Origin of the sequence: Chlamydia pecorum E58 (assembly GCF_000204135.1) — a bacterium.
GTDB classification, from domain to species: Bacteria; Chlamydiota; Chlamydiia; order Chlamydiales; family Chlamydiaceae; genus Chlamydia; species Chlamydia pecorum.
On the sequence record NC_015408.1, the window covers coordinates 207,177 to 222,350 of the forward strand.

Sequence of the window (15,174 nt, forward strand, 5' to 3'; positions counted from 1 at the left end):
CTCTTTAGATTTAATTTTTTAGCTTCTATTATTTTCTGATAATTATTACGGATTAAGATAGAATGAGAAGAATATGTTGCGAATTGCCATCTTAGGAAGGCCTAATGTGGGGAAATCTTCCCTTTTCAATAGGCTTTGCAAACGTTCTTTGGCGATAGTCAATGCTGAAGAAGGGACAACGCGCGACCGTCTATATGGGTCTGCGCAAATTTGCGACTCTACAATACAGGTGATTGATACTGGGGGTGTCAATAAAGACTCTCAGGACCATTTCCAAAAGCATATTTTCAAACAAGCGCTTGTGGGAGCAAAGGAAGCAGATCTTTTGCTTTTAGTCGTAGACATCCGCTGTGGGATTACAGAGCAGGATATGCAGTTAGCCAAGTTGCTGCGTCCTTTAAACAAGCCGATCATCCTCGTTGCTAACAAAGCAGATAGCCGTAAGGATGAATTTGGTATCCATGAGCTGTACTCCCTGGGAATTCCTGAGATTGTTGTGACCTCTGCGGCTCATGGGAAACATATTGATACTCTTGTGCATAAAATCCAACGGCTTGCAAAAATTCCAGAGATACAGCCTGAGTCTCCTCAGGATGATGAAGATCTTCATGAAGAGAAAGAGCTTCTCTGTGATAAGGAGTCTGAAGCTATCTTTGAGGAAGTTTTTGATGAAAATCACGAAAGTTTTTTCGTTGAGGATCCTCAGCTTCCCCCTCTAGAAACCAACCAACCGTTAAAAATTGCTTTAATTGGCAGACCAAATGTAGGGAAATCTTCAATTATTAACGGGCTATTGAATGAAGAGCGCTGCATCACAGACAATATCCCCGGGACCACCCGAGATAATGTCGATATCCTCTATACAAAAGAAGACCGTTCTTATTTATTTATAGATACGGCGGGTCTTAGGAAAATGAAAAGCGTAAAAAATTCTGTGGAGTGGATTTCCACATCGCGGACAGAAAAAGCCATCTCCCGTGCGGATATCTGCCTCCTTGTTGTAGATGCAACCCAAGGGCTCTCCTCCTACGATAAGCGCATCCTTTCTTTAATTTCTAAAGAGAAAAAACCCCACATTCTCCTTGTAAACAAGTGGGACTTAATGCACTCCATCCGTATGGAGCACTATTGTCGTGATGTTCTTGCTACAGACCCTTATTTAGGACAGGCAAGGATCTTATGCATCTCTGCTCTTAAAAAACGGAATCTCTCTCAGATCTTCCGAGCTATAGATGAGCTCCATGAAGTGATCTCTCGGAAAGTCCCTACTCCTATGGTGAATAAAACCTTAGCTTCTGCCCTACAAAAACACCATCCTCAGGTAATCAACGGCCGAAGACTAAGAATTTACTATGCCATTCAAAAAACCTCTTCTCCTTTCCAATTTTTATTATTTATTAATAGAAAATCCTTACTTACAAAACACTATGAAAACTATTTAAAAAACTCATTAAAAACAACATTTAAACTACACGGTATACCCTTTGATTTAACTTTTAAAGAAAAACCAAAAAGAACAAATTAATTTGTTAAAAAAACGAATTATTATTAAACGATAATTAAATAAACAAATTAATTATTTGGAGATATAAAGCTATGCACCACGATCATCACAATATCCCAGAAGCAGATCCTTATTTTCTCGATGATGATGTCACGCACTATTCCGAAGAGATGATTTCTCTGGATAGATACCAAGAAACTGGGGTGTATGTTGAAGAGGAGAAGGAAAAAGAGAAAGGGGATATTCTTATTGTCTTTGGTAATTCTCTGTTACAAGGAACAACCCGTCAAATTTACATTAGCGAAGACAATCATACCTATACTCGTAGCTACTACAAAAACCGCTGGGGATTGTGGTCTAGTATGCCTTTAAAGACGATTTCTTCTAAAACTTATGATTTAAATAGTCTGAAGGAACCTCATTTTCTTTTAACTACCAACGTAGAGAAGCTAATTAATGCTCCGGAAAACCTTCCAAAAGGCTCTGAAAGCTTAGATAATATGATCCTCTCCATAGCTAGCCGAAAAGTCCACCACCATATTCAGTTTTTTATCGCAGATAACCGTAGAACATTTTGGATCCGCCATCACCACAATGATTCCTCATGGTCCCCATGGCAAACTTTCATTTAATGAAGATATAGACAAGAAAAGAGATAGGGGATCTCTTTTCTATTCTTCCTCATTAGAATCTGAAACTACAGTGAATTCCAAGGGACCATAGTTTGCATCGTTATGGAACGACGTAGCTACAGTAGGGATGATATTTGAAGCATAATCCCTTTGTGTCGTTAACTCTAATCGGAAAAGATGCTTCGCAATCATAATGCGAATATCTCGAATTAAACCTTCAAATAAAAAGAACGATTCATACTTGAATTCTAACAGAGGATCTTTCTGCCCTACCGTACGTAGCCCTACTTCACTACGCAGTAAATCCATATCCATAAGATGGATTTTCCACTGCTCATCAATATGCATGATCATTATAGAACGAATGACGTCCTTACAAATTTCTTCGATATCTCCAAGGTCCCTGTTCGCTGCTGCAGCGATTTCCTGAGCCATACAAGCAAGCTTCTGAGATAAAACCTCTATAAGCTCCTGAGCAATACGCTCTGCTATAGCATCAGAGCTCTTAAGTTTCAGTAATTCTGGGATCTCTAGTTTGATTGGGAAAGAATAATCTATCCATTCCCGAAGTACCGAAGGTACGCCCTGAGCAGAAGGCATAAGAGCATCCCCAACCATTAAAGCAACGTGGGAAATGATTTCTTGGACTAAAGAAAAAATTTCCTTCTCATGCAAGACGTCATTACGAAATGCATAAATTGTTTGTCGTTGCTTATTCATTACATCGTCATACTCTAACGTATGTTTGCGAATCGTATAGTTCCTTCCCTCTACTCGCTTCTGAGCAGTTTCTATTAACCGATTGAACATAGGATCTGACATCGCTTCTCCTTCTGGAGGGCGAAAATGACGAATCAAAGTGTTTAACTTTGGAGAGGCAAATAACCTCATCAAACGATCTTCAAAGGACAAAAAAAACTTTGCAGACCCAGGATCTCCTAAACGTGCACATCGTCCCCTAAGCTGCCTGTCAATCCTTCGGGATTGATGGCGAGACGTTCCAATCACATGTAGCCCTCCAACAATCACAGCCTCAGGATCTAACTTAATATCCGTACCTCTCCCCGCCATATTCGTTGCGACAGTCACTGCCCCAAGCTTCCCAGCTCCAGCAATAATTTCCGCTTCTTGCGCATGATTTTTCGCATTCAAAACGGTATGCGAAATACGATTTTGCTTCAAAATACGAGAAAGCTTTTCTGAAACTTCTACTGATTCCGTCCCAACAAGAATTGGGTTCCCAGCCTGATGTATCTTAGCAATCTCACTGATAATCGCATGATACTTCTCACGCTCTGTCATGTAAAATTCATCATTGTGATCTACACGTAAACAAGGTTTAAATGTAGGAACTTGCAACACGTACAAGTTGTAAATCTCTTTAAACTCTCGAGACTCAGTAATTGCCGTTCCAGTCATCCCAGCTAGCTTCTCATAGAGACGGAAAAAGTTCTGCAAAGTCACAGTAGCAAAGGTCTGAGACTCCTTACGGATAGTAACATTCTCTTTTGCTTCAATCGCCTGATGCAACCCGTCAGAAAAACGACGTCCCGGTTGAGGGCGGCCTGTATGCTCATCAATGATGACAATCACATCATCTCGCACAATATAATCTACATCCCGCTCCATCAAAAGATGTGCCCTTAATAATTGCCTCAATCCATGAGCTCGAGCTTTACGCCGTGCATCTTCTTCTGAAACCGCAATTTTCTTATGAATTTTATCTGTAGGAGAGAGCGTCGTATCCTCATCAATCAAAGCATACTCGTGCCCCATATCCATCATAATAAAGTCTTCAGCAGAACCTCCCGCACGTTCCACCCACTGAAGCATGCCCTTATCTGTCAGTTCAAAATCATTATTATGCTCATCTACAATGATATATAGCTGAGAAAGTTTCTCTAAACACTCCTCTTTGTTTTGCTCTGCGTGGTAATACACATCCCACTTGTCAATCAAAGCGCGCAAATCTGGATGCTCACGCACACGTCGCAAAACGCGATTTAACGGCATCCCTTTACTTACTAACCAAAGACTTCGGCAAAATTCAGAGATTGCTTCTACGGCTTTCTTATCTTTAGGTAAAAAATCTGCATCTAAAAATGGCTCTAAACCACGTCTCGCCTCTAGGGCAATTTGATGACACAGCTCCCTCTGTACAGCAACTAGCTCTGCAACCTTATCCTTTAATTCAAAATAGACAGGATTGTGTTTTTCTCCAGGGCCAGAAATGATCAAAGGTGTACGAGCCTCATCGATCAAAATCGAGTCTACTTCATCAATAATGGCAAAATAAAACCCTCGCCCTACTTGCTCTTCAGCACGAGTCGCCATAGAATTATCACGCAAATAATCAAAACCAAACTCAGAAGCTGTTCCGTAAACGACATCGCATTGATAGATTTCCTTACGCTTCTCTGGAGGGGTCCCAGAGATTAAGACCCCTGTACGCAGCCCTAACCAACGTAATATAGATCCAACCCACTCGCAATCCCGCTGTGCAAGATAATCATTTACTGTAACAAGATGTACCGGCTTCCCACTCAATGCATTCAAATAGAGAGGCATCACTGCTGTTAATGTTTTCCCCTCTCCTGTTTGCATTTCTGTAATAAATCCCTTATGCATCGCGATGGCTCCTAAGATTTGGACATCATAGGGCACCATATCCCACTCTTGATGATATCCAGACACCTCTACAGGAGTCCCAGCCAAACGCCTACATACGTTCTTTACTACACCATAAGCTTCAGGAAGCATGTCATCTAAAGATTCCCCTTCCTGATAGCGTTGTTTTAATTCGGCTGTTTTATTCCGCAGCTCGTCATCAGACAAAGAAGTAAACATTTCATCGAAAACGTTTACACTATCTACAAGCTTTTGGAATCTTTTTAAAGTACGCTCTTGCGAAGAACCAAAGAAGCGCTTAAGAAAATCTAACATACGTTATTCAAACTTATATAAACTTCATTATCTTTTTTGAACTCGTTCTCTAACACCATACTCTATTAGGCTTAATAAAACGAATAAAAGTTCCCTAAGACGCAATTTCTCCTCTTTTAGCAAAAAAATTTTTTTACAAAGAAAAGCCGTAGGATAACTACTACGCAGCAAGTAGAGTTGTGATTTCCATGATATGTTGATCACTTAAAGGTAATTTTTGTCTTAAATTACGGAGAATCTGCGCACGACGTTTTTTCTGTACTAAGGAGGTATCTTGTGAAGCTAGGAAAGATTGGATTTCATATGCAGCATCAAAGTTCCCTAAGCGGGCTTCACATGCACTAAGTAGCTCTAATGTTTCCCGACTTCGATGCAACTGCACAGAGCGCTGCGCATATTTTAGTCCCTCTTCTGGAGAAACGATCTTTGCAAACCCTACTCCAGCAAGCCAAGCTAAAGCTTTACATGCCGTCACACTCTCTGGGAACTTTTGAATCACCTGCAGGTAGATTTTTTCAGCTTCTATGTATTTGCGTAAACGGCACAAACACAAGCCATAATTCAGGCAACAATTACCATCTTCTGCAAATGTAGAACACTTCAAAGCAACTCCCCAGCAGGTCTCTGCCAAAGCATAATCCTTTATGTCCATCGCAGCCATTGCGGCATATTTCATCAATAAAGCGTCTCCATATGCCCATAAGCGGCTGCTTTGATAAATTAAAAGTGCACGATTTGATCTACCAAGTTTCTGTTCACAAAGCCCTATATTAAACAAAGCTTCTTCTTTATACTCGGGTTCAGCTAATAGCTTTCGGAACAATTGCCCTGCTTGCATATAGTTTGAAGAAATACGATGAGCATGGGCTAAATTATACGTGACTTCTATAGGGCAAGGCCCTAAAGCACTTGCACGGCTATAAAACTCTATAGCATCTGTATACCGCTTGGCTGTAAAATAGATATAGCCAACTGTAATATAGGTTTCTTGATGCGAAAGAGGCGAAATCCAGGGCTCGATCAAATTACATGCTTCATTGACATGGCCTACACGCACGAGCGCGGAAGCAAACTTTGCTACATCTCGCTCTTCTAATTTCTCCCCAGGGACCAAAGAAAATGCCTGTACACACTCCTTAAATGCACTATGACGATACGCCTTGTACGCCACCTCTAAAAAAAACGGTGTCCCAATAAGCTTTAATGTATACGCTTCTGCTAATAATTTCTCTACTTCAGGGAAGCGCTCCATCTCACGCAAAATGCGTATATAATCAAACAAACATTGACGCCTATAAAAACGTTTTTTTAAAATTGGAAGAAGCTTTTGCTCTGCGACTGCCCATTCTTTTAATTCGATGCTCAAGCGCACTTCTCGAATTACCTGAGCTGCATGACGACGAAAACATGTGTAGCGATAATAGCTTTTCGCTACGATCGCTATTGCTAGACTTGCAACTAATGTCCACAAGATGACTAGCCACATAATTCGTTATTTTTTGACTTTTCTCTCTTTGCAATACCAAAAAAAATCTTTAAAGTCTTTAAAATTCTTCTCTTTGAGATGTTCCTAAAGACTGTCCCATAAGGCAGTGGGTTTCAAGTCCCATACGAGAATTTTTTAGCAAATCGCTTTCAAATTGAATCACTTTGGGTAAAAACAACAAAATCACTGTAGACCCTCCAAAAGCAAAAAATCCCTTTTCTTCCCCTTTTCGATAAAAAATTCCTGGAGAAAAAGTTTGTTCTATAGAACCCACATTTAACGCTCCAACTTCAAGACAAAGGACATCTCCAAAGACTTCTGAGTGCAATACTGTGATCGCACGTTTATTTTCACAAAACAAAATGAAGTTATCTTTGATGGCCATTGGGTGCACAGAAAATAGATAGCCATTAATAAGACGAGCAGAACCCGGGATACAATCACAAGGGAAGTGAAATCGATGGTAATCAAAAGGCGCAAGGCGCGCAATAACCATACTCCCTTGAGCGTACTGATTGACTAGACAACTATTCCCTAATAATTTAGAAAGAGAAAAATATTTTGACTTTATGACAAATGTATCTAAATCTGAGATGTTAGGGTAAACTAAATAGCGTCCATCTACAGGCATGGTGCACACATTCGCACCTGGAGAAATAGGACGCGCTTCTGGACGTAATTTCCGAGTAAAAAAATCATTAAATGAGGTGTAAGCCGAAACGGGTTTCTGCAATTCTTTTTCTGAAATCTTATACCGCTCCATAAAAGGAACGATTTGTCTTTTTGTCCAAGAACGTTTTTGCAGCCACCCATATATTCGAGAAAACAAAGAATTTTTTGATAAAAATATAGAGAGTTTCTTCCCAATTTTTGAATTGTAAAAGAAATTCATTGTCGCTTCATAATAGATCGGCTCAACGACCCTCTGTCGTGTTTCTCGATCTATATATTGTAATTTTTTCACAATTTTTCTCTCATATGAGCAAACAAGCAATATAAAAAAGATTATCAAAATATGCCAATTTAATTAGCTATTTTCCCCCAGAAGAAAACCTTCTTATCTCTTTAATATCAAAACTGATATTCTAAATAGGGTTATTTCAACTCCTATTTTCTATGCTTACAAATGATACCATTGCGGCAATTGCTACGCCTCCGGGGGAAGGGAGTATTGCCGTTGTTCGCTTATCTGGGCCTCAGGCAATTGCTATTGCCAATAAAGTCTTTTCTAAGAACATAGTTGACCTCCCTACGCACACCGTCCACCTTGGGACAGTTTCATCTCAAGGGGTCATTATTGATCAAGTACTGCTGATCATTATGCGTGCACCACGATCGTTCACAGGAGAAGACGTGATTGAGATTCAATGTCATGGAGGGTATTTTTCCTGCACTCAAATCTTAGAAGCCCTACTTAACGAAGGAGCTCGAGGAGCGCTTCCTGGAGAATTTTCACAGAGAGCCTTTCTCAATGGGAAAATCGATTTAATACAAGCTGAAGCGATACAAAACCTCATTGCCTCTGATAATTTGGATGCTTACCATATTGCCCAAGGGCATCTTCAAGGTCGATTTTCACAAAAAATTCAAGAAGTAGTAGATATCATTTTTGAAGCGCTAGCATTCATTGAGGTCCTCGCAGATTTCCCTGAGGAAGAACAACCCTCTCTAGAGATCCCAGAAAGCAACATTCAAAAAGCTCTCGCTATGGTTTCGGAGTTTCTTGACAGCTTTGATGAGGGGCAACGTTTAGCTCAAGGGACTTCGATCATTCTTGCTGGGGAGCCTAATGTTGGGAAGTCCTCCCTTTTAAATGCTCTGACACAAAAAAACAGAGCAATCGTTACAGACATCCCCGGCACCACCCGAGATATTTTGGAAGAGTCCTGGACCCTCCAAGGTAAACGCATCCGTCTAATTGATACAGCAGGACAAAGAGACACCAATGATCTTATTGAGCAGGAGGGCATCAACAGAGCCCGCATGGCCATGGAATCTGCCCAAGGGATCCTCTGGGTAATGGATGCAACGCGGCCTCAAAATCCCCTCCCTGAAATCCTCTTTTCTAAGTCAACATTTCTAATTTGGAATAAAATCGATCTTGCTGCACCTAAAAAATTCAATACTAATCTCCCTGAGCTTGCCATATCTACAAAAACTGGAGAGGGGATTTTAGAGCTAAAAACCGCTCTGCAGCAATGGCTCCAAAAAGAGTCTTCAGGGAAAAGTTCAAAAGTGTTTCTTGTATCTTCGCGCCACCAAAGCATTTTGCAAACAATCCAGAGTAATTTAAAAGCTGCCCAGGACAAGCTCCTCTCCCAGCAACCTCCAGAGTTTATAGCTCAAGATCTAAGACACGCACTCTATGCTATTGGGAATCTCTCAGGATCTGAAGTTACAGAAGCCGTGTTGAGAGAAATTTTCAGTAAGTTTTGTATTGGGAAATAAATGAAATACTTTATTCTCTCTACTCTAGATACGCTATTCCCTAACCCCAAGCCCTCATTAACCGGGTGGTCTACTCCTTTCCAGCTCCTTATTGCAATTCTCCTCTCAGGCAACTCTACGGATAAAGCTGTAAACTCCCTCACGCCGCGACTCTTTCGAGAAGCTCCCGATGCCTTTACTATGGCGCGTCTTCCCCTAAACACACTTTATGAACTCATTGCCCCTTGTGGCCTAGGCCAGAGAAAATCCCTATATATTCATCATCTAGCTACCCTTCTCCTTGAAAAATTTCACGGCGAGCCTCCAAGAGAGATGGGGCTTCTTATGCAGCTTCCAGGAGTTGGGAGGAAAACTGCCTCTGTCTTTCTCAGCATCATCTATCAACTCCCTACTTTTCCTGTAGATACGCATATTTTACGGCTATCTCACCGTTGGGGAATCTCTAAAAAGAAAAGCCCTTTAGCAGCAGAGAAAGATCTCGTAGCATTTTTTGGAGACAAAGTTTCTCCTAAGCTCCACCTACAGCTCATCTCCTATGCAAGGAAATTTTGTCCTGCCCTACACCACAAAATCCAACACTGCCCCATATGTTTGCAGATTTCTAAACACACGAAGAAATAAATATGGTTTTGCCTCTCTAAAAACTATAATATTTTCTTGTGCTTTTCTGAGTGAAATTTGTTTGCTTTCTAAGAGAGAGATTTTTTAAACTGTATAAAGCTGTATCATCATCTCATCTAGAAAGTATTAAAAATCATGAAAGCGAAGCATTCCAATGGGACTCATAAATGTGAGCCTTCCTTCTGGTCGATTGGAGGGTCTATTTTTGCCATGTTTTTTGGCGCAGGAAATATTGTGTTTCCTTTGACTCTGGGCTACCATTGTCACGCACACCCATGGTTTGCATGTTTTGGGATGATATTGACCGCTGTGTGCGTCCCACTTCTTGGGCTTCTTAGCACACTTCTCTATTCTGGAGACTATCCCAGCTTCTTCTCCTCCATAGGGAAAGTCCCTGGGATGGTGTTAACCATAGCGATCCTATGTTTAATTGGGCCATTTGGAGGGATTCCTAGGGCTATTGCAATTTCACATTCTACTCTAGCCTCTTTGTCTGACTCTCAAACCTCATTGCTCCCAAGTCTTCCTGTCTTTAGCTTGATTTGCTGTGTATTGATCTATGTGTTTGCTTGTAAACTCAGTCGTTTAATCCAATGGTTAGGCTCTGTATTTTTCCCCGTCATGCTCTTTTCCTTACTGTGGATTATCATTAAGAGCTTTCTTCTTCCTGCTAACCCAAGCACCGAGTTTACTGCTATAACAAGTAGGCAGGCATGGTTTACAGGGTTAATGGAAGGATTTAATACAATGGATCTCTTTGCAGCATTTTTTTTCTGCTCCATCGTGTTAATTTCCTTAAGGCAAATGCAAGCCGAAGAACAACATGGCCAGGATTCTGAGGATGAGGTACCCTTAAACTTCCAGAGAATCAGCAAGAGAAACATACGCGTACTCATTTCTGGCTTTCTCCTTGCTGCCGTGCTACTTAGCTTAACCTATTTAGGATTTGCCCTATGTGCTGCGCGTCATGCAGGATTATTAGCACATGTAAGTAAAGGGCAGATCCTTGGCAGGATTTCCATGATTGCTCTAGGGCCTAATAGTATCTTAACCGGAACCAGCGTATTTATCGCCTGTTTAACTACAGAAATAGCCTTAGTTGGGATTGTTGCAGATTTTTGTGCGCGCGTTATTGCCTCTAAGAAGTTAACGTATTCTCTTGCAGTTATTCTGACATTGATCCCCACATATCTCATTTCCATTTTGAATTTCGAAAACATCAGTTTGCTAATTTTGCCTTTGCTACAACTCTGTTATCCTGCTTTAATTGCGTTAACTTGCGGAAGCATTGCATATAAGTTATGGAACTTTCGCCACGCTCAAGCTTTGTTTTATTTAACTCTCTCTCTTACAATCATTTTAAGATTGATAAGTTAAACTATTTTTGGATTTGATAACGTACTTATGGTTTTAGAAGCACTCGCGCCTTTTCGAAAAGTCGCACTGCAACTTTTTTCTATCAACCGCAAAGAAATCAAAGTAAGTTTTTCTAATGAATGTTATTCCATCCGCATTCCTGACAAGGACTCCCCGGAAGGTTTTTGGACAAGCACGCTAAAAATTGATCAAGAGAACCAGTTAACGTTTGCCTCTTGTAACTGCCCCGAAGGAGAGTGTTGTGAACATTTAATGACAGCATATTTTGCTGCTTATGATCCTCAAGCTCTAGAGTTCATTCATCGTAAGTTTCTACAGTCCTTTTGGTATCACTACTTTCTTAAACTCTTCCTAGATGCTGCGAAATTAGAAGCAAAAGAACATGAACGATATCTTCTGCAGACGCCGCAGCTTTTTTGTGAAATTTCCTGTAACTCTCCTGAAGCCTTCCAACGCTGGCTTCCTCTCATTCATGAATCTCAAGAACCTACAGCACGAACACTCACTACCTTCCCACAATCTGCACTATATCGCATCGCGAAGCAATGTTTCCTCTTTAACCTTGCTGGAGCGCGTCTACATATCCATGAAAATCCCCAAGGCTTCCCCTCAAAATTTTCTTTTCACTGGGAAGGGATTACTTGCACAGGAGAGATTCTAGACTTTCCTACATTAGAAAAGCTTTTCCCCACATTAGAGATCTCTCATACTACTTTAGAGGAGTCTCACAAAGATTTTATTCTCTCCGCTATTCAAATAGACACTGAGAAATCACAAGTACGCTGTACTCTTGTTCCTGAATCTCCTAGGTTCCCACTTTCTCACGTTACACAGCTAGGCTCCCGAGGGTATCTTGCAGGAAGAAATGCTGTCATCTCTAACTCTAGAGAAATCTCCATCCCTATCTATCTTCTTCCTTTGCTTCCCGAAGCTCTTCAAAAACAACTGTTCCCCCAGCTAGATTATACAACAACAGAAAAGCCCTTACGCTATACTATCCACTTCCTTCGCGACGCCTCGCTATCGTTCTCCGCTTACCTCCATACTCCCGGGGACCTTGATTCAGGGCAACTTCTTTTTCCCAATTACTGCTACAGTCCTAATCTTGGGCTATTTCCTATTTCTGGAGCGCTTTCTCCTCAGATCTCATTTACCGTAAAATCAGATCAGGTGGAAGAATTCCTAGATAATATGGGCCACCAGATTCAAGAGCCGGGGTTTCAAGTTTTTACAGATGCACATCCTAAAGGGCATCTTACTTATAGTGTGACAGAACGTGGGGAGCTTCTTTTCCGCTATGATGTTGGGGAACCAACAGCTACAGAAATGTATTTTGGGAAATGGACTTATTTCCCTACTCAGGGGTTCTTTCTATTAGAGAAAAATACTAGCCCTATTCACGATGGGGTGATTGTTGAATCTGCAGATATCCCCGCTTTTATTGTACAAAACGAAGAAGCCCTACAGAAAATCTCCGGTTTTTTCACTCCACCGACAACCTCATCAATAGCTCTCTTTCTGGAAGTGCGCAAAGCAGAAAAATCTGGATTAGATCTTCTCCCTAAGTTTGAAGGGATAGAAACAGAGCAGGCCACACTATTTGGAAATTTCGTGTATCAAGAAGGAAAAGGGTTTACAAAACTTCCTATAACTCTACAAAAAATTTATTCCCTACCTAAGCACATCCCTGCAGAACAGGTCCCAGAGTTTATTCGAGAATTTTTTCGTAATGAAAAAATCCTCTTCCCCAATCCTGAAACACACCCTCCAGAAAGCTACGAACTCATTATCCAAGCAATATCGCGACCTCACCCAGCCTCTCCCCTACATTTGAAGCTCTCATTAAAGACAAATCTAGGTTCTGTGCCCTTAGGAACAGTGTTGCAAGGGATAAAAAATAAAAAAGCATATCTATATACACAAGCAGGCTTTTTACACCTACAACACTGCCTTTTTCACTTTTTACAACAGTTTCTTGCTGTACATAAATGTCTTATTCCTGAAAGCACTCTCATTGCTTCTGTTGCGGATATCTTTAAACTCGATGCCTTAGCCTCATTAACTCTTGCACAGGATGTTCTTGCGACAGAGGAAGACCTTCAATTCTTCTCGCAACTTAAGGCAGCATGTTTACCTCCTATCCCGCAAAACTTTTTCTCCACAGATCATCAACTTCGGCCTTATCAAAATAGTGGGCTACTGTGGTTATGGTTCTTATATAACTATCGTCTTTCTGGGCTTCTTTGTGATGAAATGGGGCTAGGGAAAACCCACCAAGCAACAGCATTGCTTGATGTCGTCTATCAATCCTCCAAAGAGCCTCCCCATCCAAAGTTCCTTGTAGTATGTCCTACGAGCGTATTACCCCATTGGGAACACATTTTAAGCTCTCACCTTGCTGGAGTGAGCATGTTTACATTCCATGGCCCTAATAAACCCAGCACTCTTCCTCCTTGTGATATTTTGCTCACCTCCTATGGAACACTACGGCAAAACTACTCGAAATTTTATAAGCTCGCCTTTACCATCGCTGTTTTTGATGAGATCCATGTGGCGAAAAATAAAACGAGCCAAATCCACAAAATCCTCTGTCGCTTAGATGCCCATATGAAACTCGGATTGACAGGGACACCTGTGGAAAACAATCTTTTAGAATTCAAAGGTCTCTTAGATATTATCTTACCGAATTACCTCCCTTCTGATACATTATTTAAGAAGCTCTTTACACAGAAAGCCTCCTCAGAAGATCTTGAGGATATCCCCTCTCAAGATCTTTTATTAAAGCTTACCCGTCCGTTTATCTTAAGAAGAACGAAAAAGCTCGTTCTTCCTGAGCTTCCAGAAAAGGTAGAATCTATTGTTCCCTGTGTACTCTCTGCAGAGCAAGAAAGGTTGTATGCTAAAGCTTTACAACAAGAAAAAAGCCAAATCCAACAGCTCGAAACTGAAGAAACCACAAATTTCCTTCATATCTTTGCGCTTCTAAACCACCTAAAACAAATATGCGATCATCCTGCAGTCTTTTTCAAAAAGCCTGAAGAATACCATCACCATCACTCCGGGAAATGGAATGTTTTTGTAAAGCTCCTTCAAGATTCCTTAGCTTCTGGATATAAAGTCGTCGTGTTCTCTCAATATATCCACATGATCCAAATTATCACGCAATATCTTGAAGAAATCGGGATAAAGTATGCCTCTATTCAAGGGAAGTCGTTAAACAGAAAAGAGGAAATCGAAAGGTTTTCTACAGATCCTACATGTCGGGTGTTTGTAGGGTCATTATTAGCTGCAGGGACAGGAATAAACCTTACAGCTGGGAATATTGTGATCATGTACGACCGTTGGTGGAATCCTGCTAAAGAAAATCAAGCTTTAGATCGCGTGCATAGATTCGGGCAGAAAAATACCGTGTTTATTTATAAATTAATCACGGAAAACACTCTGGAAGAGCGCATTCACTATCTCATAGAGAAAAAAATTCACCTTTTAGACAAAGTCATCGTTACACAAGATTCTAACATTTTACATATGCTCAATCGTGAAGACCTCTTGGCAATCTTATCCTATAAAGATGAACATAACGAAATAGAAGAGCCGCAGATATAGCTTAAGGATGATATAACCTACGATACCCTTGATAGGTGAGTACAGAGCCTAGAATCCCATAGAGATACACGCGACTTTTTGGCCACGTGAGGGTCAACCCATCATCAGTAGCAAAAAATAAAATCAAAACCGCAAACGCTAAAAAGCCAATCCCTAAAAATCCCACTATCAACGGCCAATATTGCAACCACATATAGCGTGACTCTGGTTCTGTACTTTCTGCACTCAAATGTTTCTGATTGCCTAAAACTGCTTCCCAATCTTCAGAAGAAACAGCGAACAAATCTTCAACATCTCCCTTTGCGGAATCTTCAGATAAAGAAACATGACAAGAAGCAAATCCCCCAGAAGTTACGGGAGGGTCTTGTAAAAATGCACTACAATAGGGACATTGTGATACGTGCTTCGAAACGCTTCCTTCACATTTCCAACACGTGCGTTGTACATCCGTTTCTTTAGCTAATGGCATGGGGACTAAGCCTTCTTCAGTACAATTTATGAAGAGATATCAAACAACTCTACATGAAATACGCTTACTTCAGAGTTTCCTTTAAACT

Annotated in this window: 10 protein-coding genes; 6 read left to right on the top strand and 4 right to left on the bottom strand. The window is 40.8% G+C overall.

Annotation, left to right across the window (positions count from 1 at the left end; genetic code table 11):
- Positions 1-73 precede the first annotated feature (73 nt).
- The gene (der, locus tag G5S_RS00905; RefSeq protein WP_013712293.1) at positions 74-1,525 is read left to right on the top strand and encodes a ribosome biogenesis GTPase Der; all 1,452 of its coding nucleotides are present in this window, start codon (positions 74-76) and stop codon (positions 1,523-1,525) included.
- 71 nt (positions 1,526-1,596) lie between these two features.
- On the top strand, positions 1,597-2,136 hold the full coding sequence (locus G5S_RS00910) for a hypothetical protein (RefSeq protein WP_013712294.1): 540 nt from the start codon (positions 1,597-1,599) through the stop codon (positions 2,134-2,136).
- Between the two features lie 39 nt (positions 2,137-2,175).
- Here G5S_RS00910 and secA read toward each other — a convergent pair whose 3' ends face one another.
- The 3 genes from secA to G5S_RS00925 form a co-directional block, all read right to left on the bottom strand.
- A complete protein-coding gene (secA, locus tag G5S_RS00915) occupies positions 2,176-5,079 on the bottom strand; it encodes a preprotein translocase subunit SecA (protein WP_013712295.1) in 2,904 nt (967 codons plus the stop codon).
- 160 nt (positions 5,080-5,239) lie between these two features.
- On the bottom strand, positions 5,240-6,565 hold the full coding sequence (locus G5S_RS00920) for a tetratricopeptide repeat protein (RefSeq protein WP_013712296.1): 1,326 nt from the start codon (positions 6,563-6,565) through the stop codon (positions 5,240-5,242).
- Between the two features lie 58 nt (positions 6,566-6,623).
- A complete protein-coding gene (locus G5S_RS00925; RefSeq protein ID WP_013712297.1) occupies positions 6,624-7,529 on the bottom strand; it encodes a phosphatidylserine decarboxylase in 906 nt (301 codons plus the stop codon).
- Positions 7,530-7,681: 152 nt separating this feature from the next.
- Between G5S_RS00925 and mnmE the strand changes: the two genes are divergently transcribed.
- The 4 genes from mnmE (at position 7,682) to G5S_RS00945 (ending at position 14,617) form a co-directional block, all read left to right on the top strand.
- Positions 7,682-9,013 (top strand): tRNA uridine-5-carboxymethylaminomethyl(34) synthesis GTPase MnmE, encoded by a 1,332-nt coding sequence (gene mnmE / locus G5S_RS00930; protein ID WP_013712298.1) that lies wholly within the window; start codon positions 7,682-7,684, stop codon positions 9,011-9,013.
- On the top strand, positions 9,014-9,634 hold the full coding sequence (locus G5S_RS00935) for an endonuclease III domain-containing protein (protein WP_013712299.1): 621 nt from the start codon (positions 9,014-9,016) through the stop codon (positions 9,632-9,634). It abuts the gene before it with no gap.
- Positions 9,635-9,769: 135 nt separating this feature from the next.
- On the top strand, positions 9,770-11,011 hold the full coding sequence (gene brnQ / locus G5S_RS00940; protein ID WP_013712300.1) for a branched-chain amino acid transport system II carrier protein: 1,242 nt from the start codon (positions 9,770-9,772) through the stop codon (positions 11,009-11,011).
- A 27-nt stretch (positions 11,012-11,038) separates the two neighbouring features.
- Complete coding sequence (locus G5S_RS00945; protein WP_041466999.1) at positions 11,039-14,617, top strand: DEAD/DEAH box helicase; 3,579 nt, start codon at positions 11,039-11,041, stop codon at positions 14,615-14,617.
- A gap of 1 nt (position 14,618) precedes the next feature.
- Here the strand turns inward: G5S_RS00945 and G5S_RS00950 are convergent, their stop codons facing one another.
- A complete protein-coding gene (locus tag G5S_RS00950; RefSeq protein WP_013712302.1) occupies positions 14,619-15,086 on the bottom strand; it encodes a hypothetical protein in 468 nt (155 codons plus the stop codon).
- Between the last annotated feature and the right edge of the window lie 88 nt (positions 15,087-15,174).

Coding starts and splice junctions, on each gene's coding strand:
- mnmE (WP_013712298.1), top strand. CDS start 7,682: ATGCTTACAAATGATACCATTGCGGCAATTGCTACGCCTCCGGGGGAA.
- der (WP_013712293.1), top strand. CDS start 74: ATGTTGCGAATTGCCATCTTAGGAAGGCCTAATGTGGGGAAATCTTCC.
- G5S_RS00920 (WP_013712296.1), bottom strand. CDS start 6,565: ATGTGGCTAGTCATCTTGTGGACATTAGTTGCAAGTCTAGCAATAGCG.
- G5S_RS00935 (WP_013712299.1), top strand. CDS start 9,014: ATGAAATACTTTATTCTCTCTACTCTAGATACGCTATTCCCTAACCCC.
- brnQ (WP_013712300.1), top strand. CDS start 9,770: ATGAAAGCGAAGCATTCCAATGGGACTCATAAATGTGAGCCTTCCTTC.
- G5S_RS00910 (WP_013712294.1), top strand. CDS start 1,597: ATGCACCACGATCATCACAATATCCCAGAAGCAGATCCTTATTTTCTC.
- secA (WP_013712295.1), bottom strand. CDS start 5,079: ATGTTAGATTTTCTTAAGCGCTTCTTTGGTTCTTCGCAAGAGCGTACT.
- G5S_RS00945 (WP_041466999.1), top strand. CDS start 11,039: ATGGTTTTAGAAGCACTCGCGCCTTTTCGAAAAGTCGCACTGCAACTT.
- G5S_RS00950 (WP_013712302.1), bottom strand. CDS start 15,086: ATGCCATTAGCTAAAGAAACGGATGTACAACGCACGTGTTGGAAATGT.